Here is a 23524-nt window from a genome sequence, read left to right on the forward strand (position 1 = left end):
TCTCAAGTCCAGAAGGCCAGTGCTCAGCGCGTGCTCTCGAAAGCGCAGAGGTGTGCGCTCCTCGTGGCCTCTCTCGCTTGGGTCGAGGCAGGCTGCCCGGGTGTGCAGACGCGCCCGGCTCCGGAATTGTGTCCGGAGAAAGCCGTGAAGGCCATGGAGCAGGAACTCGATTGGTCGTTGGACTCTGGAGAAACCCTCCTTGTCACCGTCGACGTGACCAAGGGGAAGATGCCCCGCCGCACCAGCAAACGGGAGGAGACCGTGACAGTGTTCAAAGATGGTCCCGTGACAGGGGCTCTTTCCGAGCCAAACGGGAAGGCCCCCGAGGGGACGATTCTGGACGGGCATCTGTGGACAACCGGCGACAAAATCGTTGGCCGGTATTTCCGCGCCCGCCTTCCCAACGGACGCACGGTTCCGATCTGTCTTGAGCTGAGGTACGGAGGCTTGTTCAAGGAAGAGGGCTCCAAGCCCGGAAAGGCCGTGGGCAGGAAGGAAGCAGACGCGAACGGCGTGACGCGGTGGGAGTGAACCGGACGCTGTATCGAGCGTGTCGTGGTGGGCTTCTGCTGACGCTGTAGTGGCACTGCGCGGTACGGCCAATCCCCAGCGTCGTTCATTCCGCTGGCTCATGCTGGGTAGTGTTTCGCTCCATTGAGCGGCGCCTTTTCGCGCTGCGAGGAGTCACCACCGCATGTCTACGGCGAGGCCGCCCTGGAACATCCCGGGCGTCATTCTCTTCTCTCAGGGCGAGCTGTCCTACGAGGTGGATCTGTCGCGCGGGCTCGTCGAGGAGTGGGCGCAATCGAAGTTGGGCGAGAGGACCGCCGTGGCGTGGGAGCGCACGAGCAAGAGGCGTCTCCGCCAGGTCATCGTCCGCAGCCTGCCAGCGACGGCAGACGATTCCGAGGCACTTGCCAAGGCACGTGCCCGGCTCCGCGAGGAAGCGCGCTTGGCGGCCCATCTGCACCATCCCGGGATTGCCCAAATCTTCGGCATCCATGAAGTCCAGGGGGCTCTTCACATTGTGTCCGAGCTGGTCGAGGGCGCCTCACTCAACACCCTGATCACCTACTCGCTCATGCGCAAGGCTCCCTTGACCCCCGCGTTCTGCCTCTACGTGGGCGCGGAGGTAGCCAGCATCTTGCATTACGCGCACAGCCGCACGGATGAGAGAGGAGCCCCACTGGGCATCGTGCATCGTGACGTGAGCCCCACCCGCATCTACCTGGGCACCGAGGGCGAGGTGATGCTCACAGACTTCGCCTGCGTGCGCTCTCTGCTTTCGGGCCGGGTGACAACGACGCTTCCGCGTCCTCACGGGGAAGTTTTCTACGCTTCGCCGGAGGCGCTCCTGGGAGAAGAGGTGGATCCGCGCTCGGACCTGTTCTCGCTGGGGCTGGTGCTGCTGGAACTGGCCACGGGGAGCCACCTCTACAACACGTTCACTGCACGGCCCGGGGACTTGGACAAGGCGCTCACGCCAGAGGTCAAGGAGCAAGTGCTCGGTGCCGCCATGACGGCCATGGTGGCGGACCTGCCTGAGCACGCGGAGGATTGCATCCTGCGGGCAGCCACGTTTTCCCACCGAGACGTGGCGGAGCTGACCGAGCCACTCCCTCTCCCGCTGCGTTCCATCCTCCGCAGAGTGCTCCAGCGACGTCCGGAAGATCGCTACCTGTCTGCGGCTGCATTGGAAGCGGAACTGCGAGCGGGCCTCGCGATGCTCGAAGCTCCGTACGGGGCCATGGAAGCCCTTGAGGAAGGCCGCCATTCCCGCGATGGGGCCAGCACGAGCCGGGGCGTCATCGAGCCCACGGGTGATGATGCGTTTCCCCCCGTGCTGGTGGAGGAAGAGGACATCACCACCCAACCGGGCGGCACCAACTGATCGCCCTTGCTCCAACGGTACGCCGGGATGGATGCGGTTCTTTCTTATACATGATTGCCAGCTTGAGCCCCGCCTCGTGGCGGCGTAGCGCATGAGGTTTCCAGCATGAAAGGTAAAAAGTTCCGGGCAGGAGCGCGTGTTTCTCAGCGCCCAAGGCACCGGAAGAGGCCCGGACTTTCCCACCATGTAAAGAGAAGGGAACAACGGCTCGCAGTAACCCTCGGCGAAGCTGCGAGCTTGGCGCGTAGGGAAGCCGGGCTCACGCAGCAGGACGTGGCCGAGAGCATTGGCATCGTCCCAGAGGTCTACGGCCGGATCGAGCGCGGGGGGTCGCTGCCGAGCATCACGACGTTGTTCCGGCTGTGCGTCACGCTCTACAGAGGTCCGAATGAGCTGATGGGTTTCGTCCCGTTACGTGGTCTGCCTCCTCGATCTTCGTGGGCAAGGGAGATATCTCCTGCATTGGCGGAAACGCCGGAAATGAGGCGCCTACTGCGCTTGATAGGGTACCTCCCACGGCTACAACTCAAGCTGATGGCCCGCGTGGCCGCATCCCTGCTGCGCGACGAGCGCCGCCAAGTTCCCGAGAAAAATCCGGGCTGAACTAGTGGAATGTCCGCGAAGTCTTTGGACAGGGTCCTTGAGGGGGCGCTGCCACGGCTAAGATCTCCTACCAGTGATTGACTTAAAGAGTCGGTTTCGCGTGGCCCGAGACGATGTCCACGAATTTGTAAGACACTCCACTAATATTACCCGGCCACATCAGGCGCCTTCCCGAGGTAAGTTCCCCGTAGGAATCCCCTCCAGTGCCTAATGAGCTATTCCGAGGGCAAAGCCGCCCGAGTGCCGGAGAAAGGGAAGTGGCCGCGTACTACTAGGAATTCAGCCTTCGCACCTCGTTTTGCAAAACCATTTCAATAATCATAGTGAGGTATGGAGTAGCCCCTTTAATCAAAACAAGCTTCTTGAATCGATCCATTCCCAAATAGCGTAGGAGACCACAGAAAAACTCATCAACATACGAAGGGGTTGCAACAAGCACCTCTTCAACAGAAACCACAACTCCTCGCTCCAAAACACCGGATGTCAACAGCTTGTCGAGATCCTTTTTGGCAGAATCACGTGTAAACAATCGACGAGTTCCGTCTCCCAGCACATGAAGAGCGTACTCGCCAGGAGCAGTATTCGAAAAGTTCGCAACAAAGTCACTTTCTTCTTCAGCAGTCGGCAGCTTCGCCCACACGCGACTGCCATCAATCCTGGAGAGAGTACTCAACAGCACGTAAGCAATGGTCCCTTGCCAGTACGGATGCCGCTCAATATGTTGATTTCCATTATAAATAAAAAGTGACTCATCGCCGGACGTTAAGCAAAACGTACCGTGTGCTTCGCGACAAAGCTCGCTAGCATAGAATAAACCCCATCCGGAATGACCCATGCCGTATTTGCTGCTAATAAATGGTTCTATTGCCAGTTCCAGTGGATCGTCGCCAGCTGCGATTCTCTCCGCAGGGACTTTATAAGGTCCTCTAGCAAAGCTATCCCTGATTCCAACGCCAGCATCGGCAATACAAAAGCTAAACTTGTGTTGCTTTGGATGAGCTTGCGCACAGACAAAAGCAGGACTATTGCTGGCAGAGTGTCGAACCACGTTTTCAAGAATCTCGGCTATCGCTGTATACGTTGACCGATGCGCATCTTCCGACAGAACGATGCCAGTTCGATCTATCAGGTCCATAATTTTAACTGAAATTCTATCTGGCGCGTTCTTGTCTCCAGGCGAAATATCAACAAGAGCCATGGAGTTGTTTGACGCGGCTTGAGCTGGCCGATGCCCTTCAATCACATCGTGCAATCCAATGCTACGCAACCAAGCCTCTACTCCATGGTCTGATGGAGGATGAATGCGGACCTTTAATTCGCGGCTAGAGGAAGCACTACCATGCAGCCATGCGCACAGAATGGCCGCAAAATTAGGATACGCATTATTCAGTCTAGAGAAATCCAAGACCAGCAAGGCAGCCTTTTGCAGTTCATCTGCACTTGGTAATAGCGCAATAACATCCCGCAGACGCTCAAGCTTTGTTTCCGAGAACCCAACAACGATCTTTGGTTCCAAGGCGAAGACCCTAAGAAAACCAGCTGAATTCTCTACATACCGTGCCTTCATTGCTGCCTCTCCTTTGTGATTAAAACTATCGAGATGCTCATGAAAAACTCAGTAGACTGACTGGCTTTCAGTCATTAGCGATTTCTTCAGCCGGAAAGCACGGGAGGCCGATCCCAGTCCTCCGGGGGCGCCCAGAGTGAACGCCCGGGGGGGGACCCGCGCTGCCTGCTCCCCGGGCCGTCCAAGTCCTCCGCCGCTTGATTGAGGAGCAGTAGGAAGCGCGCGTCGAGGAGCACAACCGCAAGGTGCAGCCGGTAAGACCGCCTACTTCACGTCGTTGGTGGTGGGGGGAGTGAGTGCCTTGCACTTCCCGAAAGAGACGATTCCTCGCCCCATGTCCTCCATGAAGTTGAGATTAGCGAAGAGTTGGACGGTCATCTGCGACGTGAACCGGTACATCTTGATGTGCCCCACATAGGGGTCCACATCCACGCGATCCATTTCGTACCGGTCGCATGTGACCTTCTTCGCGACTGTGGAGTACGCGCAGCGTGATGCGTACGAGGGGCTGCTCTGATTGATCTCCAGGATCGTAGAAGGCTGCCACTTCTTCAGATCCGCTGGAGAGTCCTCGCCAGTTGCGTACACCTTTCGTGTGACCTTGCACTCGTAGATGTCTGCTACCGCAGATAAGGGCACGGTCATCAGCAAGATGAGGAGTAGGCGCATAGGCCGCTCATAATTTCGTCACCTACTCCTCCAGATCAACGCTGCTCCTCTAGCAGCGCTGTTCCTCAAGTGGTTCCAGTTTTCGTTGTAGGGCTGGGACCGACAACTACCGGCAGCGAGTCAGCTACGACCCTGTGAGAGAAAGTCCTCCACGTCCGCAGGCCGGATGCGGATGGCGTTGCTCACCCGCACGTGGGGTCCCCGCCTCTCGCACAGCCGGTAGACGGTGGAGGGCACAGTGCGCCGAGTAGCAGTCTTGAGCGGTTCCCGGTTCCCGCTATAGGGGCGGGAACTGGGAACCACCGGCCCGTGCATCAGCGCCGCCCTCGGGTGAGAAGCGCCTCAAGCGACGCCACCGGAATGCGGATGGAGCCTCCCACCCACACCCGCTCCAGCTCCCCGCGCTCCAAGAGCGCATAGACCGTGGCCCGGCAGACAGCCAGTTCCGCCGCCACCCCGCGCACGGTGAGCAGTAGTGGGGCCGCTGGCCGCACCCAGTTCCGCACCACCGGCGCACCACAGCCAGTCGAAAGGGTGGAAACCGTGCTAAGCGGCACCGCCGTCACAGACTGCGAATCTCCTGTACTTTCCGCAGCTTGCGAAGCGCTGCCAGGGCCTGCCACCCCTTGCCAACCGCCCCCGCCCCGGCTCATCACCGATGGGTCCCCGGTTCGAATCCGGGAGGGCCCACTCTGAGGAACCCTCCCGCGCCTCGGGATGAAGCCGAGGCGCGGGAACAGTTCCGCGCTCTCAACGGCTCACAGCCTCAAGGTGCGGAATGAAGACGGGACGCGGAGCGTCATCGTCTCTGGGGTGACGTTCCCTTAGACTGGAACCCTCCTCTCTCTGGAGGGCGTCCCGTGGCAACCCGTCTGACCGCTGCGGTCCTGTTCTTGGCGCTGCTCCATGCGTGCGCCACCCCGCATCTGGTGCGCCTCAACACGGGGCAGGGGGCGCCCCTGGAGTACAGGCCGCCCACCTCGAACCCGTCCGCGAAGGTGGACGAGGAAGCGTTCGAAGAAGCGCTCATGCGGATGGTGCTGAATGCGCCCCTCACCCTCCGCTCCCCCCAGCAAGGCTGGCTGGTGCGCGCCTCCTATCCCAACGACAACCCGGACACCCGTTGGCAGCGCCTGATGAGCAAGAGCTTCGGCGGCCTCTGCGAGCCGGGCCAGCGCAAGGAAAACTGCCTCTCCCTGCTCGATGATGTGATGGGCCTGAGCAAGTGGGACAAGTTGGGGGTGGCGCTGGGCCTGTCGATCGATCCCCTCAAGGCGAGCATCTCCAAGGCGGTGGAGAAGACGCTAGCCCCCCAGCTCTTCTTCACGGTGATTGCTACGGGCCTTATCTCCTGGGCCGTCTTGGCAGCCAACCCCGAGCCCGTCTTCACGAAGGCGGCAGCGATCGTTTCTGCACTGCTGTTGATCTACCTGGGAGTAGAGACGTTCCTGGAGGTGGTGGACGCGAGCCGGGAGTTGAAATGGGCCAGCGACCGGGCCACGACTTGGGAGGAGTTGAAACGCGCCAGTCAGCGCTTCGCGAACCGGGTGGGCCCGGAGGTGGCCCGCCTCTTCGTCCTCGCGGTGACGGTGGTGGTGAGCCATGGAATGACCGGGGGCGCTGCGTTGCTGTCCTCACGGCTGGCGATGCTGCCCAGCTTCTCAGAGGCAGCGGCGATCGGGGCCTCACGGGCGGGCATCAATCTGGCGAACGTGGGAGAGGTGAGCGCAATAGCCGTCGTAGGAAATACCGTCGTCATCTCCCTGCCTGCCACGGCGGTTGCCATGGTGGCCTCGCGCATCAGTGGGCAAGGGGAACTTCGGACGGTCAGCTCATCTCAGGGCGAGCTCTTCGAGAACCAGGTGCCAGAAAGATTCGCCTCGGAACTGGCGCGCGCCAAGAAGCTAGGGGTCCGCCCCGTCAACCCGTCCGATCCTGACTTCCTGCGCTATGTGAATGAGGGGACGGTGAAATGGGCTGTCACTCAAGAGGGTGAGTTGCTAATCATTCCACGCACTTGGCGCGGCATGGAAATCGCACACTCCGTCGCCAGTGGGGGCCGTCCCGTGCTCGCCGCGGGTGAAGCGGAGATCGCCATCCAGGGATCCACTCGCTTCGGCACCGAGATCACGTCTCACAGTGGTCACTACCTGAATGGGGCTTCCAGGGCTGTGAACGACAGGGTGGTGGAAATCGGAAGGCAGGCGTTCGCCCGTTTTGGAATCACTTTCCCTCCGTAACCGTGATCCATGAGTACAAAGACAACCCTTCTGCAAACCGTTCTGAACTGGCCTCTTCACCAAGTGGCGGCATGGCTGGATGGGCTTGCCCTCGGTGATCCAGTCGAAGGCGAGTACTTCAACTGGGAGCTTCTAGCCTTCACTGCCGCCACACGGGCGCATGAAGAGCGGAGCCTCTCGTGGGCACGCATCGCCCTGATGTTGTACGGAGCGCTCGCGGAGCGTGCATCCGCCCGCGAGAGGTTCTCCTTGATGATTTCTGCGATGAATTTGCGTGCATTGATGATCTGTGAGTTCGGCGCACGTGAAGGTGACGGCGTCTTGGACCCCGAGAGCATCGTGACGTGGTTCCAGGGGATCGCCACCATGTCCATCGAGGAAGTTGCTAGGGCATCCTCGGAGGACTTGCGCACTCTCCCAACCGAGACGCTCCGCAAGCTGCGCGACATCAAGAACGCACTCAATGCCGTGTCACTGATATCTGGAACGGGTGTGTTACAGAAACATCGTGAGTTGGAGAGCTGGCTTCATCTCAGACCCAGGTTGCCGTGAAGAGATAAGGGCTTGATCAGAAATTACTTGGCCGGTTTGGGCTTGAGGACATAGTTCCAATCACCATGGAAGTCCGAGCGGACGAGGTGGAACTGGTGCATGGCCGCTTGAGAGACGCTGCCCCCTGTGCGGTAGCGCCGTCGGTCCAGCCGTGCCTTCACCTTCAGGCCCTTGGACGTAGTCGTTGAGCCGATGAGGTTCACCACCGTCTCGTAGTCCTCCAGCGGGCGACCCCTCCAGTTCATACTGATGTAGCTGAAGAGTCGGTGCTCCACCTTGTTCCACTTGCTGGTGCCCGGCGGGAAGTGGCTCACGCTGATGGCCAGGCCCGTCGCGTCCGCCAGCCGCTGCAGTTCCGCCTTCCATACGCGGCTCCTCGCGCTGTTGCTGCCACCCGAGTCGGCTGTCACCAACAACTCCTTCGCTTCCGGATAGCGCGCCCTGCCCATCTTCCGCCACCAGGCGGCGATGCTGTTGACGGCGAACACGGGCGTGTCGTGGTCCACGCCCACCGACACCCAGGCGCTGTTGTCCCCCACGTCGTACACGCCGTAGGGAATCGCCTTGCCCATCGCGGTGTCCGGGAAGTCATTCGTCAGACTCAGCACGGGCGCCCCAGTCGGCTGCCATTCGTGGCCCCCGTTTTTGAACTCCCCCACCCGTTCCTTCTTCTTGGTATCCACCGAAATGACCGGCTACCCCCGGGCCTGGAAGTCCTGCACCTGGGCGTTGATGTGCTCGAACTGGGCGTTGCGGTCCGGGTGCTCCTCTGCCTCCAGCGACTTGGCGACCGCCGGCAGGCTATAGCCCTGGCTCTTGAGCAACTCGCCCACCTTCTGCGGGCTCACTTCGTTGCCTTGTTTCTCCAAGTCCGCAGTCAGCACCCTCGTGCTCTTGCACGTCCAGCGCAGCGGCGACTCCGGGTCACCCCGAGTCATGGGGTCCACCATCGACTCCAGGGTTTCGGTCAAGCCCGGCTGGGCCACTTCCACTGGCGGTCGGCCAGCGCCCTTGCGCCGAACTCGCACCAGTTCTCCTGGGGGCTTCTTTCCGCTCACCTCGTCGCGCCCCGCCCGGACCGTCATGCGCGACAAGCCCGTCGCGCGAGCAACCGCAGTCACGCCGCCTCGTCCCAGCGCGAGCGCCTCGGCGCCCGCCCAGCAGCGCGTCACTCGCTCATCCATGACGTCCCGGAGTGCCTGGTAGCGCTCCGCCACGGCTTTCCCTGCGTCCATATCCGGCCAACATGCTTGGCTACCAGCCTATTCTTCCATTCGAACAACTAATTTCTGAGCAGGCCCTTTAATTACCCGCCGGTATCCGGAAGGCACTTTCCTAAGATGGTGGAGGCTCCGTGCACCAAGGAGTAGCCTTTGGCGGGAACTGGGAATCACGGGCAGGGAGTCAGCGGGGACCCTGTGAGAGAACGTCCTCCACGTCCGCAAGCTGGATGCGGATCGAGTTGCTCACCCGCACGTAGGGCCCCCCCTCTTTCGCACAGCCGATAGACGGTGGAGGGCCCAGTGCGCCGAGTAGCAGTCTATAGCGGTTCCCGGTTCCCGCTATAGAGGCGGGAACCGGGAACCACCGGCCCGAGCATCAGCGCCGCCCTCGGGTGAGAAGCGCCTCAAGCGATGCACCCGGGATGCGGATGGAGCCGCTTGGTCCCCGGTTTGAATCCGGGAGGGCCCATTCTGCCAGACTCTCCTCGCGCCTCGGGAGTATCTCCGAGGCGCGAGGGCGAGAGACAGATCTCACTGCGATAGCTCATATATAGGACCGATCATGCTCCCTCTGCTGCTTCTCCTCATCACCACCCAGGCCCCGCCGGTGCCCGGAGAAACCACCCTGGTGTCCTTCTGCAAGCAGGGGAGGATGACCGCCTGTCAGGAATTGAAGAAACTCTTTCCTGACAAGTACGCCGAACTCGCGAAGGCAGCCCTGCGGCAAGAGGCAGCAGTCAGGGGCGCGGAGGAAGCGGCCCGCGGCGAAGCAGACCTCAATGACGCAGAAGCCGCCGGTACTCAAGCCGCAGCCTCGGGAAAGCCACCCCACTGCGATGGACAGAACCACCACATCATCTCCCGCCCTATCGCCAACGCGCTTGACGAGCATAGAACCCTTCGCGGGTTATACGCGCAACGGGATGCGCGCTTCGTCGCTAAGGCGAAGGACAAAGAATCGCACTGCGGCTACCAGGATTGGCACCGAAAGGTGGATGCCGAAGTCATCCAATGGCTCAGGGATCATGACAAGGCAACACCGGCGCAGTTCATGCAGAAGCTGCGTGAGATCTACAGCCGCAAGGACATGCGTGAGAGGTTTCCTCATGGCTTCTGACGTGCCTGGCTCCCGTTTCTTCGTGCTTGAAGAAGGCATGTTCGGGCCAGATGACACCAAGTTCAGCAAGGTGGCGCCCGTCAACCGTGGAGACCCTCCGCAGTGCCCACTCTGCGGGGAGCCCATGGGAATGCTGACGTGGCTGTCACCTTACCGTGTTGAGCTGGAACTGTATGGCGCGGCGCCTGGTGATTTCGTGGAGGGGCCCGGCTACGACGTGCTCATCTCACAGCGCGTCGCCGAGGCTTATCAAGAGGCAGGACTGACAGGACTGCTCGGCTTCAACCCCGTTGAAGTGGTGCGCGTACGAAGGAAGCGCAAGGGGGCCGTGCAGGGTGCCATTCCCCCCTACTTCGCCGTCACCGCCTGCTTCGGCCGTGGCGCCGTGGATGAAGCACGAAGCCGTATCCGCCGCTCAGAACCGGTCACATGTCCGGAGTGCCGTTCGGCCGGAGCCGATTCCGTGCATGGCTTCACCTTGGAGCCGGACACCTGGCAAGGCGAGGATGTCTTCCGGCCTCGCGGCAAGCGGGGCAGCATTGTCGTCTCCGAGCGCTTCGCCGCGCTCGTCCAACGGCATGGATTCACGAACATGAAGTTCACTCCCATTGAGGCGTATGTGTGGGATCCTGACGGGAAGGGTCCGCCAGCAAGTCCCCGCATGGGGCCCGGCTGAATTTTCCGCGCCGAGAGGCATTCACCGCCCTGCGAGCTGCTCTCCAGTTTCCCCCAGGACACGCTCCTCGCCCCGGGTTGTTTGACGCATGATGCGTCCCATGTCGCGACCGCCTCCCCTGCCGGGCCCCTCCCTGTCCTCCGCCCTCGGAGAGCTGGCGCACGCCCAACAGCGTGCCGGACGCTCCGCCACGGTGGGACTGGCGCTGCTCGGCGTGGTGGCCCTGGCCAGCCCCCTGCTCGCCTACCGGGAGGATCTCCAGAACGCCCGCGAGGAGATGCTCGGCAACCTCTTCAGCCAGGCCCAGGTGCAGGCCGAGGCGCTGGGCGTGCACCTGGGCCTGCTGGAGGCGGAGCTGCGCCGGCTGGCCGAGCACCCCCAGCTCATCCCCGAGGATGGCTCCTCGGACCCGGAGGTGGCCATGCTGGACAGCGCCTTCCACCACTCGCCCCTCTTCTCCGAGGGCGTGGCCCTGCTCACCCCCGAGGGGCGCCGCGTGTGGAGCGACCCGGACCAGATGTCGCTGGGGGACTCCCCCCTGACCCACCGCCCCTGGTTCCGCCGGGTGCTGGCCGAGGGCGTCTCGGACATCAACCTGCTGGAGGGGACGGATGGGCCGCTGGTGGTGGCGGTCCCCATCACGCACGGCGGCGAGGTGACGGGCCTGCTGGTGGGCGAGCTGCGCGCGGGGGCACGTCCCCTTCCGGGCGTCCGCTTGGGGGGCGCGGACATGTCGCTGCTGCTGGATGGGGACGGCCAGCTCCTGCTGCCCGTGCACGCGCCGAACTTCGCCTGGAGCGCGGAGCGCGCCTCGCAGCTGCGCGCCCTGGCCGAGGCCCCCGGGCCCCTCGTGTTGGACGGCAAGCGCATGCTGGGCGCGGCGGCCCATGTCCCCGTCCCGGGCGTCAGCGGCATGCTGCTGGCCGTGCTGGAGGACGAGGAGCGGGACATCGCGCGGCTGCAGCGCCGCTTCCTCGGGCAGCTGCTCTTCCACATCGCCCTGCTGAGCAGCACCCTGCTGCTCTTCACCTTCCTGCTGCGCCGCTCGTACCACTCGCTGCTGGAGGCCGAGGAGCGGCTGCGGCACCAGGAGACGATGGCCGCGCTGGGCGTCGCCAGCCAGCTCATCGCCCACGAGGTGAAGAACGCCCTCAACGGCATCCAGGCGGCCCTGTCGCTGCTGCGGCCCGCCGCCACCGCGGGTGAGGTGGCCCTGCCCGCGCTGCGTGCCCAGGTGCAGCGGCTGGGGCACCTGGCCCGCTCGCTGTTGTCCTTCGGCGCCCCGAAGGCCGCCGCCCCACGCCGCCCCTGCGAGCTGCACCTGCTGGTGGAGGAGGCCCTGCAGTCGGTGCGCCTGGTTCCGGAGTCTGAGGACGTGCCCGTGCAGGTGACGCTGCAGGAGGGCCTCACCACGCAGGCAGACCCGGCGCTGCTGGTGTCCGCCATCGACAACCTGGTGCGCAACGCGGTGGAGGCCGGCGCGGTGGCGCGCGACACGGGCCTGCGTCCCTCGCCCTGGGTGCGGGTGACCCTCGCGCGCGAGGCCAACGAGGCCGTCCTGCGGGTGGAGGACAACGCCGGCGGGGTGGACACGGACCTGGAGCCGCGCCTGTGGGAGCCCTTCGCCACCGCGCGCGCTAAGGGCGTGGGCCTGGGGCTGCCCATGGCCCGGGCCGCCGTGGAGTCCCATGGAGGCCACCTCACCTATACCCGCCTGCCCGATGGCAGCCGCTTCACCCTGCGGCTGCCCCTGGAGAGCACCCCATGAGTACCTCGCTGCTCCTGGTGGACGACGACCGGACCTTCTCCTCGCTCGCCGCCTCCGTGCTCACCCAGGAGGGCTTCCGCGTCCGCACCGCGCGCTCGCTGCACGAGACGCGCGCCGCGCTGGCCCGCGAGGCCCCCGACCTGGTCATCCTGGACCGCCGGCTGCCGGATGGGGACGGGCTCACCTTCCTGCCGGAGCTGCGCACCCTGGTGCCCGGCGCCGTGGTGCTGATGGCGACGGCGCACGGGGACATCGCCAGCGCGGTGGAGGCCATCCGGGCCGGCGCGCGCGACTACCTGTCCAAGCCGGTGGAGCTGGATGACCTGGTGCTGCGCGCGCGCCGCGCCGCCGAGGACGTGCAACTGCAGGAGCGGTTGCGGCGGGCCGAGAGCGCGCTGGGGGGCCGGCACCGCATGGTGGTGCCACGCTCACCCGCCATGCGCCACACCCTGCAGATGCTCGAGCGCATCGCCACCTCGCCCCGCAGCCCCGTGCTGCTGCTGGGGGAGACGGGCGTGGGCAAGGAGATCATCGCCCGCCACCTGCACGTGCTGCGCGAGGAGCAGGGGCCCTTCGTCCACGTCAACTGCGCCGCCCTGCCGGACACCATGGTGGAGAGCGAGCTGTTCGGCCACGAGCGCGGCGCCTTCACCGACGCGCGCACCGCCCGGCGCGGCCTGGTGGAGGTGGCCAACGGCGGCCTGCTCTTCCTCGACGAGGTGGGCGAGCTGCCGCTGGCCCTGCAGGCCAAGCTGCTCACCTTCCTGGACAAGGGCGCCTTCCGGCGGCTGGGCGGCAGCAGCGAGCTGAGCAGCACCGCGCGCGTGGTGGCCGCCACCAACCGCAACCTCACCAGCGAGGTGGCCGACGGCCGCTTCCGCGAGGACCTCTACTTCCGCCTGAGCGTCTTCAAGGTGGACATCCCCCCGCTGCGCGAACGGCGCGAGGACGTGCTGCCGCTGGCCGAGTCGCTGGTGGCCGAGCTGTGCGCGGAGCTGGGCCGCCGCCCGGTGGGCTTCTCCGCCGCCGCTCGCGAGCGGCTCGAGCGCTACCCCTTCCCCGGCAACGTGCGCGAGCTGCGCAACGTGCTCGAGCGCGCCCTGGTGCTCGAGAGCGGCCCCAACCTGGAGCTGGAGGCGCTCGCGCCGCGTCCCGGGGGCCCCGCCCAGACGTCCGATCCCCACGCCTTCGTCGTGGCCGGCCCCCCGCCCCCCCTGGAGGAGATCGAACGGCGGTATGTCCGCCACGTCCTGGAGCGCATGGAGGGGCGCCGGATGGATGCCGCCCGCGCGCTCGGCATCTCCTATCCCACCTTCCTGCGCCGGCTCGGCGAGGAGTAGGCGGGCAGCACTTCAAGATTCTTGTTCAAGGTTCTTTCATTGACCCCAGGCCCACTTCAAATTTCTTGAAGTCTCCTGGGACGTCCCTCCAAGCCCTTCAGAGGGAAACCCCCTTCACACACGTGGCACGGCTCTTGCCCATGTGAGCCGGACACGCGCCCCGTCTCCCGCGAGGAGACGCGGCGCCTTCCTGTGTGTGGAGGCTGAGAAATGAAGTCCAACGAGCAGAAGGCCGGCGAAACCGGCTCGCTCCGGACAGTGCTGGCCAGTGACTTGCCCGCCTCCCTGGTGGTCTTCCTGGTAGCCCTGCCGCTGTGCATGGGCATCGCCCTGGCCTCGGGCGCTCCCATCATGTCCGGGCTCATCGCCGGGGTGGTGGGCGGCCTGGTGGTGGGCTTGTTCGGCGGTGTGCCGCTGCTGGTGAGCGGCCCGGCCGCGGGCCTGGCGGTGATGGTGTTCGGCTTCATCAATGAGCTGGGCTTCGCCGTCACGTGCGCCGCGGTGGCCGTCGCGGGCGTCATCCAGATGGTGCTCGGCGGCGTGAAGGTGGCGCGCGCCGCGCTGGGCATCTCTCCGGCCGTCATCCACGGCATGCTCGCGGGCATCGGCATCCTCATCGTGCTGGGCCAGCTGCACATCGTGCTGGGCGGCGCGCCGCAGTCCAACGCCTGGGCCAACCTGCGCGAGCTGCCGGGGCAGATCATGGACCTGCATGGCCCCGCGACGATCCTGGGCGTGGTCACCCTTGGCATCCTGGTGCTGTGGCAGGTGATGCCCAACAGCCGCCTCAAGAAGGTGCCCGGACCGCTGGTGGCGGTGGTGGTGGGCTCGGTGGCTGCGGCGGTGTGGGGCGCGGACGTGAAGCGGGTGGAGCTGGCCGGGAGCCTCTTCGAGAGCCTCCAGCTGCCCAAGATGCCCGACAACTGGGGCGCCTTCGCGGCCGCGGTGTTCTCCCTGGCCCTGGTGGCCAGCGCCGAGTCGCTGCTGAGCGCGGTGGCCACGGACAAGCTGCACACCGGCCCGCGCGCCAACCTGGACAAGGAGCTGTTCGCGCAGGGCATGGCCAACACCCTGTCCGGGCTGATGGGCGGCCTACCCATCACCGGCGTCATCGTGCGCAGCGCGGCCAACATCGCCGCAGGCGCCAAGACGCGCGTGTCCGCCATCATGCACGGCGTGTGGATGCTGCTCTTCGTATCCCTCCTGGGCTCCTACCTCGGACTGGTGCCGCTCACCGTGCTGGCCGGTCTGCTCGTCCACGTGGGCGCCAAGCTGGTCAACATGCACCACATCCAGGAGCTGCGCCGGCGCGGCGAGCTCGCCGTGTACGTGGTGACGGTGGCCGGCGTGGTGGGCATCAACCTGCTGGCCGGCATCGCGCTGGGCTTCGCGGTGGCGGTGGCGCGGCTGCTGTGGCGGCTGGGCCGGGTGCAGGTGCAGGTGAAGCAGGTGGGTGAGGTGCACCAGGTGCGCGTGGGCGGTGCCCTCACCTTCGTAGGCGTGCCGCAGCTGTCGGCCGCGCTCGCCCAGGTGCCCAATGGGGCCCAGGTGGAGCTGGACCTCGCGGTGGAGACGCTGGACCACTCTGGCTACGAGGCCCTGGAGAGCTGGTGCCAGAACCACCGCAAGACGGGCGGCAAGGTGTGGATGGAGCCGCTCGAGGAGGTGTGGGCACGCAAGGGCTCCCCCTCCTCCAACAAGTCCGCAGTGCCCGTTTCCGCAACCACGACTCTTTCCTCGGAGAGTGCCTAATCATGAAGAAGCTCGTTCAGGGTATCCTCGATTTCCAGCGTCACAGCCTTCCCGCCTACCGCTCCACCTTCGCGCGGCTGGCCCATGGACAGGCGCCCGATTGCCTGTTCATCGGCTGCGCCGACAGCCGCGTGGTGCCCAACCTCTTCGCGTCCACCAACCCGGGTGACCTCTTCGTCATGCGCAACGTGGGCAACATGGTGCCGCCCTCGGACTCCGCGGGCCTGTCCCTGAGTGACCGCTCCGAGGCCGCGGCCCTGGAGTTCTCCCTGCTCACCCTGCCGGTGAAGGACATCGTGGTGTGCGGCCACTCCAGCTGCGGTGCCATGAAGGCCATTCTGTCGGGGTACAACGACCAGAAGACGCCCAACCTCAGCAGCTGGCTGGATGTGGGCCGCCCTGCCCTGGCCGCCTTCGAGCGCGGTGGGAAGATCGGCGAGGGGCTGGCCCCGTATGACCGGCTCAGCCAGTACAGCGTGCTGCAGCAGATGGAGAACCTGAAGACCTACCCCCTGGTGCGCGATCGTCTGGCGGCCGGCACCGTGCGGCTGCACGGCTGGTGGTTCGACATCGGCCATGCGCGGGTGCACACCTACCATCCGGAGCTCGAGCGCTTCGTTCCCCTCGATGAGCTCGAGGGAGAGCGCATGCTCAAGGAGATGGAGAGGTCGAGCGGCGCGGGAGAGGCGTCCACCTCGGCAGCCTAAGCCTCCATCGCTTGGAAAACCGCCGCCCTTCCTCGGATGGGCGGCATGGATGCCCAGCGCTTCGCCCAAGGATTGGGCACACGCCGGGCCAAGCGGCCCAGCCAGGCCGCAGGGGCGTGGGCGTCCAGGTCACTGTAGGTACGAGGCTCAATACCCCGCGCTCTGGGCGGGCCCCTGTGCTGGGGCCCACCGAGCAGGCCACGAGGGCAATGCCAGGTGCTCCACCATGGCGCTCACCCCACCGGGCGCCATCAGGGATGCCCTACTGCGGCCTCCACTCCCAGCGCAGGCGAAGACTTCCAGCGCTTTCCGTCCGGCGCAGCAGCCCCATCCCATCCCATCGCGGCGTGCGTTCCTTCGTCGGCTCCACCGTCGCAGGCGGCGTGGCCAGAAGGACCTCTGGGGCGGCTGGAAGGACGCGCCCGAGTTCGCCCAGGCTGACAAGTCCCGCATCACCGTGCATCAGCTCCTCGCGCATAAGGCCAGCCTGCCCGCTTTCGATGAGTGGATGGAGCCGGTGAAGCTCGCGGGCCTTGACTCCCTGGCCCGGGGGCTCGCCTGGCAGGCCCCAGCGTGGGAGCCCGGCACGCGCCACGGCGACCCCAGCTTCACCAGTGGCTGATTCCTGGGCGAGCGCATCCCGCTCGCGCAGGCGCTCCGGCTTCGACTCGCCCGTGTACCGCTCCCTCGCGCGGCCGGCCGCGGGCGGCATCGGCCAGGCGCACGCCATTGCCCGGGCCTACGGCTCGCTCGCTACCGGCGGACAGGAGCTGGGCCTCACGCCCTCCACGCTCGCGGCCCACACCGCCCCGCCCGTCCTGCCTCCGGGCACCCTCACCGAGGAGGACTCCCTGAGCTTCGCCGGCCCGGATGCCCAGTTCGGCTTCGGCTACGTGATGAACCGCGCGGGCCAGCTCATGACCGGCCCGCGCGCCCTCTCCCTGCTCGCATGTCTGGCTCCACCTCACGCGCGGCGTGAGCCGGACCTCGGCCCTGGGCCGGCTACGAATCCATGACCGGCGCCCGGGTAAGGACGGGCCGGGCCTCCTCCTGTACGCCCACGGCGGCGGCGGCCTTGTGACTCCGGGCGATGTGCTCGAGCGCATCGTCATAAGAAGACACCAGGCTGGCGGACGGAGACTGCCGCGGGAAGCCCCCCTGCTCAAGCATCCGCCCCACCTCGCCCCACGCGACGACGACGACCACGCCGTCGCGCGTGACGAGGCAGTCCCGAAGGTTCAGCACCTCCTGGAGTCCCGCGGCATCCAGGTAGGGCACCGCGGTCAGATCGAGCACGGCGTACCTCGGCAAGGGGTGACTGGCGAGCGCCGTATTGAGGACGCCAGGAGAGAGGAAGTCGAGCGGCCCGCGGACGCGGATGCGCTGGAGGGGCGGCCGCTCGTCCTGCCCGGCGGCGGCCGCGCTCAGGGTGCGGAAGTGGGGGCGTCCATCCAGCCGGAGGATCCGCGTCTGGAGCTCCGTCCGGGGCCGGGCCTTCAAGAGCAGTCCGAGGGAGAGCAGCACGCCCGCGCCGAGTCCGAGCAGGAGATCCACCGAGGCGATGACGATGGCGGTCACCGCCACCACCGCCACCTGGGGACGCTCCTGATCCCACAGCTTGCGCAGGCCCCGGAAATCCAGCAGCCGCACGCCGACCACCACGAGAATGCCCGCGAGCGCGGCGATGGGCACGCGAGCGACGAGCGCTCCGGCCACGAGGCACACCACCAGCAGCAGCAGCGCATGGAGCACGGACGCCGCGCGGGTACGGGCTCCCGCCTGGATCGACACCGAGGAGCGGACGATGGCCCCCATCACCGGCATGCCGCCGAAGAGCGAGGAGGCGAGGTTGGCCATGCCTTGGGCCATCAGCTCCTGATCATGGTCGCTCTGCTGCTTCTCGAAGCCCGGAAACTGATCAATGGCGCTGGCCGACATCAACGAGCCCAGCGACGCGAGCACAGTGAGCGAGAGGACGTCGGGCAGCAGCGCGCTCCAGTCCACGCCCGCCAGCAAGGGCAGTTGGGGCAAAGGCAATCCCGCGGGCAGGCTCCCCACGCGGGCGAGCTCCGGCCCCAGCAGTCCGCCGAGCAGCGTGGCCACCACGAGCCCCACCAGCACCGAGGGCACCCGCCGCTGCACGCGAGGCAGGCCCACCATACAGGCGATCGCCAACACGCCGATGGCAATGCCTCCCCCGTGCATCATCCATTCCCCCGCCTGCGCGGGCAGCGAGGACAGCGAGCCGACCGTCTTCGGCAATCCCAACAACCGGGGCAGCTGGCTGTTGAGGAGGATCAGACCGATGCCCGCCATGAATCCGCGCACCACCGGCGCCGGCAGCAACTTCGCCAACCGGCCCACGCGCAGCAGGCCGAGCACGATCTGCAAGAGCCCGCAGAGGAAGGTGGCCACGACCATGCCCGTGATGCCATGGCGCTGGACCAGGAGGAGCACGATGGGCACCAGCGCTGCCTCGGGCCCCGTCACCTGCAGACGGGAACCGCCCAGCAACCCGGCCACGACACCGGCGATCGCCCCACTGATGAGACCCACGCTGGCTGGCAGACCCGACGCCACCGCGAGTGCGAGATTGAGCGGAAGCGCCACGCACGCCACCGTGAGAGCGCCAGACAGGTCCTGCCCCAATGTCTTGGGAGAGACCATCTGCTTCCAGTCCTGCCACAGAAGGCGCGCACGAGCCGTGGCTCCAAACGAGTGATGTTCGAGCATGATGCCGGCGCGTCTCTTCACGCCGCGTGCCGCGCCGCGTTCCCTCGGAAGACGTCCGCCCCTGTCGGCATTACCCAACACCCGGGTTGAGGGGATGAACCGACACCTGTCCGTTCCAGCCGACACCGGCTTAACGAGTGAACAGCCGGGCCCACTCCGCCGTGCACGCAGGCGGAGAGCGCGTTAGGACGCGCACCCCGGAGCCTGCCCACAACATGCGTCTCGTTCAGCGTCTGCTCATCTCCCACTCCTTGCTCACCGCCATCCTGCTCGGTGCCGCCGGCTTCGCCGTGGTGGCCCTGGTTCGCATGACCAGCCTCCTCACGGAGATCCGCGAGGAACATCTGAGCAAGGTGCAGGAGGAGGAGGCCGTGCACCAGGCGGCCTGGGGCGTGGAGGTCGCCGCCCGGCACGCCATCCTGGCCTGTGAACGCGATTCGAACGCCGGGCCCGAGGTGGCGCTCTCCCTGAAGGAGTCCTTGCGCCAGCTGGAGTTGCTGCTCTCCCATCACGGAGACGCCATCCAGCCGAGCATCCGGAACTCGGCGGAGAATTACCGCGACTATGCCCGGTACGTGAGCGAGGAGAACACCTGCACCCGCCTCTTCGATCCCGAGCTGCGGCAGAAGCGGCTCATCTGGGACGAGAACCTCACGGATGCCTGGATCACCGTCGTGCGCTCCCTGCTCCAGGAGGTCCTCAAGCGCGAGGCCGAGGCGTATGCCATTGGTGCCACGGCGATCGGCGTGGGGTCCATCTTCGGGGCCCTGGCGATGTTCGCCGCCTGGGGCGTGGCGCGCTGGATGGCGCGGGGGGTGACGCGGCCCCTGGAGCTGCTCGCCACACAGGCCCAGCAGGTGGGCCAGGGGAACTTCGCCCCCATCGAGCCGGTGGGCGGTCCGCTTGAGGTGCAGGAGCTGGCCTCCGAGCTGGAGCGGACACGCGCGCGTCTGGCGGAGATCGATCACCTCAAGGACGCCTTCGTGGCCTCCGTGTCGCACGATCTCCGGACGCCGCTCACGCGGCTGCGGGCCGCGCTCGGGCTGATGGCGGACGGCACCACCGGCCCGCTCAATGCGCAGCAGCGGCGGGTGATCGATCTGGCGCGAAGCGCCTGCGAGCGGGAGATCCGCCTGGTGTCCGCGCTGCTCGACATGTCCCGCGTGAAGTCCGGCAAGGCGCTGCGGCGCGAGGCGGGCTGCCTGCTGGATGACGTGCTCCTCCGGGCCCTGGAGGACATGCAGGGCGAGGCCGAGGAGGCCGGGGTCCAGCTGGAGCTGGAGAAGGAGGGGCCGCTGTCCCCCGCCTCGCTCGACGCGGCCCTCATCGAGCGCACGGTGGCCAACCTCCTGGGCAATGCCATCCGCGTCTCCTCACGGGGGCAGAAGGTCCGGATGCTCCGCACCGTCACCCAGGAAGGGCCTCCCGGGCACACCGCGTCCGGCACCTGGGCCCGGGTGGTGGTGCGCGACGAGGGCCCGGGAGTCCGGCCCGAGGTGCGAAACCGGCTCTTCGAGCACTTCTTCACCTCTCCGGTGGGCAACACCGCCAACCCCCCCGGAATCGGCCTGGGCCTGCCGCTGGCGCGCGAGATGATGCGCGCGCATGGTGGCGACGTGGCGTTCCTCGACGAGCCGGGCCCGGGCGCGGCCTTCGCCCTCTGGATACCCCTCGAAGGCCCGGCCTCCCTCCGCTACGCTCCCGAGGCAACTCCTTCTGCGTCGCCTGATGCCCGGAGCCCTGAATGAGCCAGTCCCCCCAGCCTCCGTCCTCTCCCGCCAACCGCGTGCTGGTGGTGGATGACGACCTCGAGCTGTGCGAGCTCATCTCTCTGCGCCTGGAAGCCCAGGGGATGGAGGTGGCGAGCGTCCCCACCGGCCAGCAGGCGCTTGAGCGGGTGGAGGCGGGCAAGGTGGACGCGATGGTGCTCGATCTCCGGCTGGGAGACGTGGATGGCCTGGAGGTGCTCGCCCAGGCGCGCGAGCGCATTCCGGAGCTGCCGGTGGTCATCCTCACCGCGCACGGCACCATCGAGACCGCGGTGGAGGCCATGCGCCGGGGCGCCTATGGCTTTCTCACCAAGCCCTTCCAGGACCACGAGCTGGTGCAGAAGCTGGTGCACGCGCTCGAGCGCACGACCCTGCAACGCGAGGTGGATGACCTGCGCCGCATCGTGGCCGGCGTTCCGCGCGAGCGGTTGCTCGGCCGGAGCCCGGCCATCACCCAGGCGCGTGCGCACATCGCCCGGGTGGCGCCCTCGGATGCCACGGTGCTGGTGCTCGGCGAGTCGGGCACGGGCAAGGAGCTGGCCGCACGGTTGCTGCACGGGCTCTCCCGCCGCGCGCATGGGCCCTTCGTGGCGGTGAACTGCGGGGCGCTCCCGCCGGAGCTGCTGGAGAGCGAGCTGTTCGGCCACGTGAAGGGGGCCTTCACCGGCGCCACCCAGTCGCGCGAGGGGCTCTTCGGGGCCGCGCGGGGTGGAACGCTCTTCCTCGACGAGGTGGGCGAGGCGCCCCCCAGCGTGCAGGTGAAGCTGCTGCGGGTGTTGCAGGAGCGGCGCTATACCCGGGTGGGCTCGAGCACCGAGGAGGAAGCGGACGTGCGGGTGGTGGCGGCCACCAACCGGGATCTCCGCGAGGAGGTGGAGCTCCGGCGCTTCCGCGAGGATCTCTACTACCGGCTCTACGTGGTGCCGATCACCATGCCGCCGTTGCGCGAGCGGGCCGAGGACATTCCGCTCCTGGCCCAGCTCTTCCTCGAGCGGGCCGCGGCGCACAATGGAATGCGGGTGCCGCGGCTGAGCCCGGAGGCCCTCCAGCTGCTGCGGGACTACACGTGGCCGGGCAACGTGCGCGAGCTGCTCAACGTGATGGAGGCCGCCGTCCTGCTGGCCGCCTCCGAGGAGCTGCGGGCGGAGCACCTGAGGCACCTCGTGCAGCCCTCCCCCCGCGCCACGCCGCCCGGGATGGAGGAGGCCTCACCCGGCGCCGTTTCTCCCCGGGCGTCCGAGACCGAGGCCCCGCTGCCCACCCTTCGCGAGGCGCGTGACGCGTTCGAGCGCGACTACCTGATGGAGGCCCTGCGGCGCAGCGGAGGCAACGTGAGCGCCGCGGCGCGCATGGCCGGGCGCAACCGCACCGACTTCTACGAGCTGCTGCGCCGGCACGGGCTGTCGGCCTCGGACTTCAAGGACACGGGCCACGGGCGCTGAGCCTGACAACCTTCTCCTGAAGTTCCTGGGTCCGGCGGATTTCTCACACCTGGCTTGGTGATTGGATGTCTTCAGGCCTTGCGGCAAGCGGAGCAGCATCGTCGTCTCCGAGCGCTTTTATTACCCCCAAAAACATAAAATCATGCAATACGCGTCTTCCAGGAATTAATATTTGACCTAAAAATAAGAGAATGCCATACGCCCCCTCGCTGTTCGCTGGCGAGCCATACATGTCTTGCATTTCAAATCTTCGATGAGGTGTTACGTATGAAGAAATTGTTCAGAGCGCTCCACTCCTCCGGAACCGTCTTCTCCGCCACTTCGGCCCTCCTCCTCTCCACAGCCAGCATGGCGGAGGGAAGCAACAGTGCATCCACCCTCTCGGGATGCGCGCCTCTGTGCGTGGGAGGCGTTTGCACGCCCGTCCAGATCGCGGACTTCTGGCCCACGACATCCATCGCAGTAACTGACCAGGACGTGTACTTCTCCGGCGGCGCCTACCCGACTCTCTCGAACGGCTTCGTGGGCAGGGTCTCCAAGTCAGGAGGCCCCGCCGCACGCATCCTCACGAATCTCGCGGCCATCCCAAACGTCCGGGAAACCGGCGGAGATCTCTATGTCCTGGGCTCCGCACGTCCCCTGCCGGGCAAGGTGAACCGGCTGAACGCGGACGGCTCCTTCACGGCCATTCCGGCCTCGGCCGGTAGGCAGCGATTCTTCACGGGGGATGCCACCCACCTCTACTGGATCGACACCAACGATGGGCACTTCTACGCGGTGCCACGCGAGGGAGGCTCTCCCATCGTGGTCGCGCAGAGTGGCCTTCCGACCATGCCGCTCCAGGCCCTTGCGGACGAGGACAACCTCTATTGGGTGAACCGGCCGGCGAGTGGAAAGGGATGGACCCTCTGGAAGGCGCCGAAGGACGGCGGGGCCGCGCCCACCCAGCTTCTCTTCATCCAGGCGGGCAAGTTCCACCAGTTCGCCATGGATGCGGACACCCTCTACTTCCTCGACTACTACACCGGGCTCAACAAGATCTCCAAGAGCGGCGGCGCCGTGACGAACATCGCCTACGCGGACAGCCCTGGGAGTGTCCTGGCCGTCGATGGCGAGCGGCTCTACTGGATCAAGGACGAAGTCCTCACGGCGACCTGCAAGGATGGGAGCGGCGATCAGGTCCTGACCACGGAGACCTACTCCACGGACGATATCGCTGTGGATGATTCGGGCATCTATTGGGCCCAGTTCTACAAAGTCTGGAAGCTCGCGAAGTAGCCCGGCATTCTCCAGCCAAGACAGCCGGCCTGGATGTTGTTCCTTGGCGGGTCTGAAGGGGCTCCGGCTGGGATGGCGGAGCCCTGGGGCTGCCCCCAGGGGCCTCCTCTGAGGGCGAGAGTGAGCTGGGCTGCCCGGCCGGTCGAAGCCCCAGTCCGTGGCGCAGATTTTCTGCATCATCTTCCACACGGCCGGCT

General features: G+C 66.1%; 19 protein-coding genes and 3 pseudogenes. 16 read left to right on the forward strand and 6 right to left on the reverse strand.

Annotation, left to right across the window (positions count from 1 at the left end; all coding sequences use genetic code 11):
* From KY661_RS22550 to KY661_RS22560, 3 genes and pseudogenes are all read left to right on the forward strand, one after another.
* Positions 1-531, forward strand: a pseudogene (locus KY661_RS22550) (serine/threonine protein kinase); the annotation flags it as partial.
* A 163-nt stretch (positions 532-694) separates the two neighbouring features.
* On the forward strand, positions 695-1891 hold the full coding sequence (locus KY661_RS22555) for a serine/threonine-protein kinase (RefSeq protein WP_225412183.1): 1197 nt from the start codon (positions 695-697) through the stop codon (positions 1889-1891).
* A 105-nt stretch (positions 1892-1996) separates the two neighbouring features.
* On the forward strand, positions 1997-2494 hold the full coding sequence (locus tag KY661_RS22560; RefSeq protein WP_225412184.1) for a helix-turn-helix transcriptional regulator: 498 nt from the start codon (positions 1997-1999) through the stop codon (positions 2492-2494).
* Between the two features lie 271 nt (positions 2495-2765).
* On the opposite strand, the gene KY661_RS22565 is transcribed toward KY661_RS22560, so the two are convergent.
* From KY661_RS22565 to KY661_RS22575, 3 genes are all read right to left on the reverse strand, one after another.
* Positions 2766-4061, reverse strand: coding sequence for a histidine kinase (locus KY661_RS22565; protein ID WP_225412185.1), 1296 nt, complete (start codon positions 4059-4061; stop codon positions 2766-2768).
* Between the two features lie 264 nt (positions 4062-4325).
* On the reverse strand, positions 4326-4730 hold the full coding sequence (locus KY661_RS22570; RefSeq protein ID WP_225412186.1) for a hypothetical protein: 405 nt from the start codon (positions 4728-4730) through the stop codon (positions 4326-4328).
* 314 nt (positions 4731-5044) lie between these two features.
* Complete coding sequence (locus tag KY661_RS22575) at positions 5045-5239, reverse strand: helix-turn-helix domain-containing protein (protein ID WP_225412187.1); 195 nt, start codon at positions 5237-5239, stop codon at positions 5045-5047.
* 351 nt (positions 5240-5590) lie between these two features.
* Between KY661_RS22575 and sitA5 the strand changes: the two are divergent.
* Positions 5591-6538 (forward strand): annotated as a pseudogene (gene sitA5, locus KY661_RS22580) (SitA5 family polymorphic toxin); the annotation flags it as partial.
* 441 nt (positions 6539-6979) lie between these two features.
* Positions 6980-7522 carry a hypothetical protein gene (locus KY661_RS22585; RefSeq protein ID WP_225412189.1) on the forward strand — a complete coding sequence of 181 codons (543 nt, stop codon included), beginning with the start codon at positions 6980-6982 and terminating at the stop codon, positions 7520-7522.
* A gap of 23 nt (positions 7523-7545) precedes the next feature.
* Here KY661_RS22585 and KY661_RS22590 read toward each other — a convergent pair.
* Positions 7546-8757: pseudogene (locus tag KY661_RS22590) on the reverse strand (ISAzo13 family transposase).
* A gap of 550 nt (positions 8758-9307) precedes the next feature.
* Between KY661_RS22590 and KY661_RS22595 the strand changes: the two are divergent.
* The 8 genes from KY661_RS22595 to KY661_RS22630 all read left to right on the forward strand — a co-directional run bounded on the left by KY661_RS22595 (position 9308) and on the right by KY661_RS22630 (position 17121).
* The gene (locus KY661_RS22595; protein WP_225412190.1) at positions 9308-9862 is read left to right on the forward strand and encodes a Wall-associated protein precursor; all 555 of its coding nucleotides are present in this window, start codon (positions 9308-9310) and stop codon (positions 9860-9862) included.
* Positions 9852-10538 (forward strand): imm11 family protein, encoded by a 687-nt coding sequence (locus KY661_RS22600; protein ID WP_225412191.1) that lies wholly within the window; start codon positions 9852-9854, stop codon positions 10536-10538. The genes KY661_RS22595 and KY661_RS22600 overlap by 11 nt, the downstream gene beginning before the upstream one ends.
* 100 nt (positions 10539-10638) lie before the next feature.
* On the forward strand, positions 10639-12306 hold the full coding sequence (locus KY661_RS22605; protein WP_225412192.1) for a sensor histidine kinase: 1668 nt from the start codon (positions 10639-10641) through the stop codon (positions 12304-12306).
* Positions 12303-13646, forward strand: a complete 1344-nt coding sequence (locus tag KY661_RS22610) for a sigma-54-dependent transcriptional regulator (RefSeq protein ID WP_225412193.1) — start codon at positions 12303-12305, stop codon at positions 13644-13646. The genes KY661_RS22605 and KY661_RS22610 overlap by 4 nt, the downstream gene beginning before the upstream one ends.
* A gap of 210 nt (positions 13647-13856) precedes the next feature.
* A complete protein-coding gene (locus KY661_RS22615) occupies positions 13857-15398 on the forward strand; it encodes a SulP family inorganic anion transporter (protein ID WP_225412194.1) in 1542 nt (513 codons plus the stop codon).
* Positions 15399-15400: 2 nt separating this feature from the next.
* Positions 15401-16105 carry a carbonic anhydrase gene (locus tag KY661_RS22620; protein WP_225412195.1) on the forward strand — a complete coding sequence of 235 codons (705 nt, stop codon included), beginning with the start codon at positions 15401-15403 and terminating at the stop codon, positions 16103-16105.
* Positions 16106-16331: 226 nt separating this feature from the next.
* Positions 16332-16727 carry a beta-lactamase family protein gene (locus tag KY661_RS22625; protein ID WP_225412196.1) on the forward strand — a complete coding sequence of 132 codons (396 nt, stop codon included), beginning with the start codon at positions 16332-16334 and terminating at the stop codon, positions 16725-16727.
* A gap of 52 nt (positions 16728-16779) precedes the next feature.
* Positions 16780-17121 (forward strand): hypothetical protein, encoded by a 342-nt coding sequence (locus tag KY661_RS22630; RefSeq protein WP_225412197.1) that lies wholly within the window; start codon positions 16780-16782, stop codon positions 17119-17121.
* Here KY661_RS22630 and KY661_RS22635 read toward each other — a convergent pair.
* Positions 17108-18772, reverse strand: a complete 1665-nt coding sequence (locus KY661_RS22635) for a SulP family inorganic anion transporter (RefSeq protein ID WP_225412198.1) — start codon at positions 18770-18772, stop codon at positions 17108-17110. The two genes, KY661_RS22630 and KY661_RS22635, sit on opposite strands and share 14 nt — an antisense overlap.
* A 281-nt stretch (positions 18773-19053) precedes the next feature.
* On the opposite strand from KY661_RS22635, the gene KY661_RS22640 reads away from it, so the two are divergent.
* Positions 19054-20586, forward strand: coding sequence for a sensor histidine kinase (locus tag KY661_RS22640; protein WP_225412199.1), 1533 nt, complete (start codon positions 19054-19056; stop codon positions 20584-20586).
* Positions 20583-22049, forward strand: coding sequence for a sigma-54-dependent transcriptional regulator (locus KY661_RS22645; protein ID WP_225412200.1), 1467 nt, complete (start codon positions 20583-20585; stop codon positions 22047-22049). The genes KY661_RS22640 and KY661_RS22645 overlap by 4 nt, the downstream gene beginning before the upstream one ends.
* Before the next feature lie 43 nt (positions 22050-22092).
* Here KY661_RS22645 and KY661_RS22650 read toward each other — a convergent pair whose 3' ends face one another.
* The gene (locus tag KY661_RS22650; protein WP_225412201.1) at positions 22093-22290 is read right to left on the reverse strand and encodes a hypothetical protein; all 198 of its coding nucleotides are present in this window, start codon (positions 22288-22290) and stop codon (positions 22093-22095) included.
* 236 nt (positions 22291-22526) lie between these two features.
* On the opposite strand from KY661_RS22650, the gene KY661_RS22655 reads away from it, so the two are divergent.
* Positions 22527-23327 carry a TolB-like translocation protein gene (locus KY661_RS22655; RefSeq protein ID WP_225412202.1) on the forward strand — a complete coding sequence of 267 codons (801 nt, stop codon included), beginning with the start codon at positions 22527-22529 and terminating at the stop codon, positions 23325-23327.
* Positions 23328-23524: the final 197 nt, after the last annotated feature.

It is taken from the genome of Allostigmatella hybrida (assembly GCF_020103775.1).
GTDB classification, from domain to species: Bacteria; Myxococcota; Myxococcia; order Myxococcales; family Myxococcaceae; genus Hyalangium; species Hyalangium aurantiaca.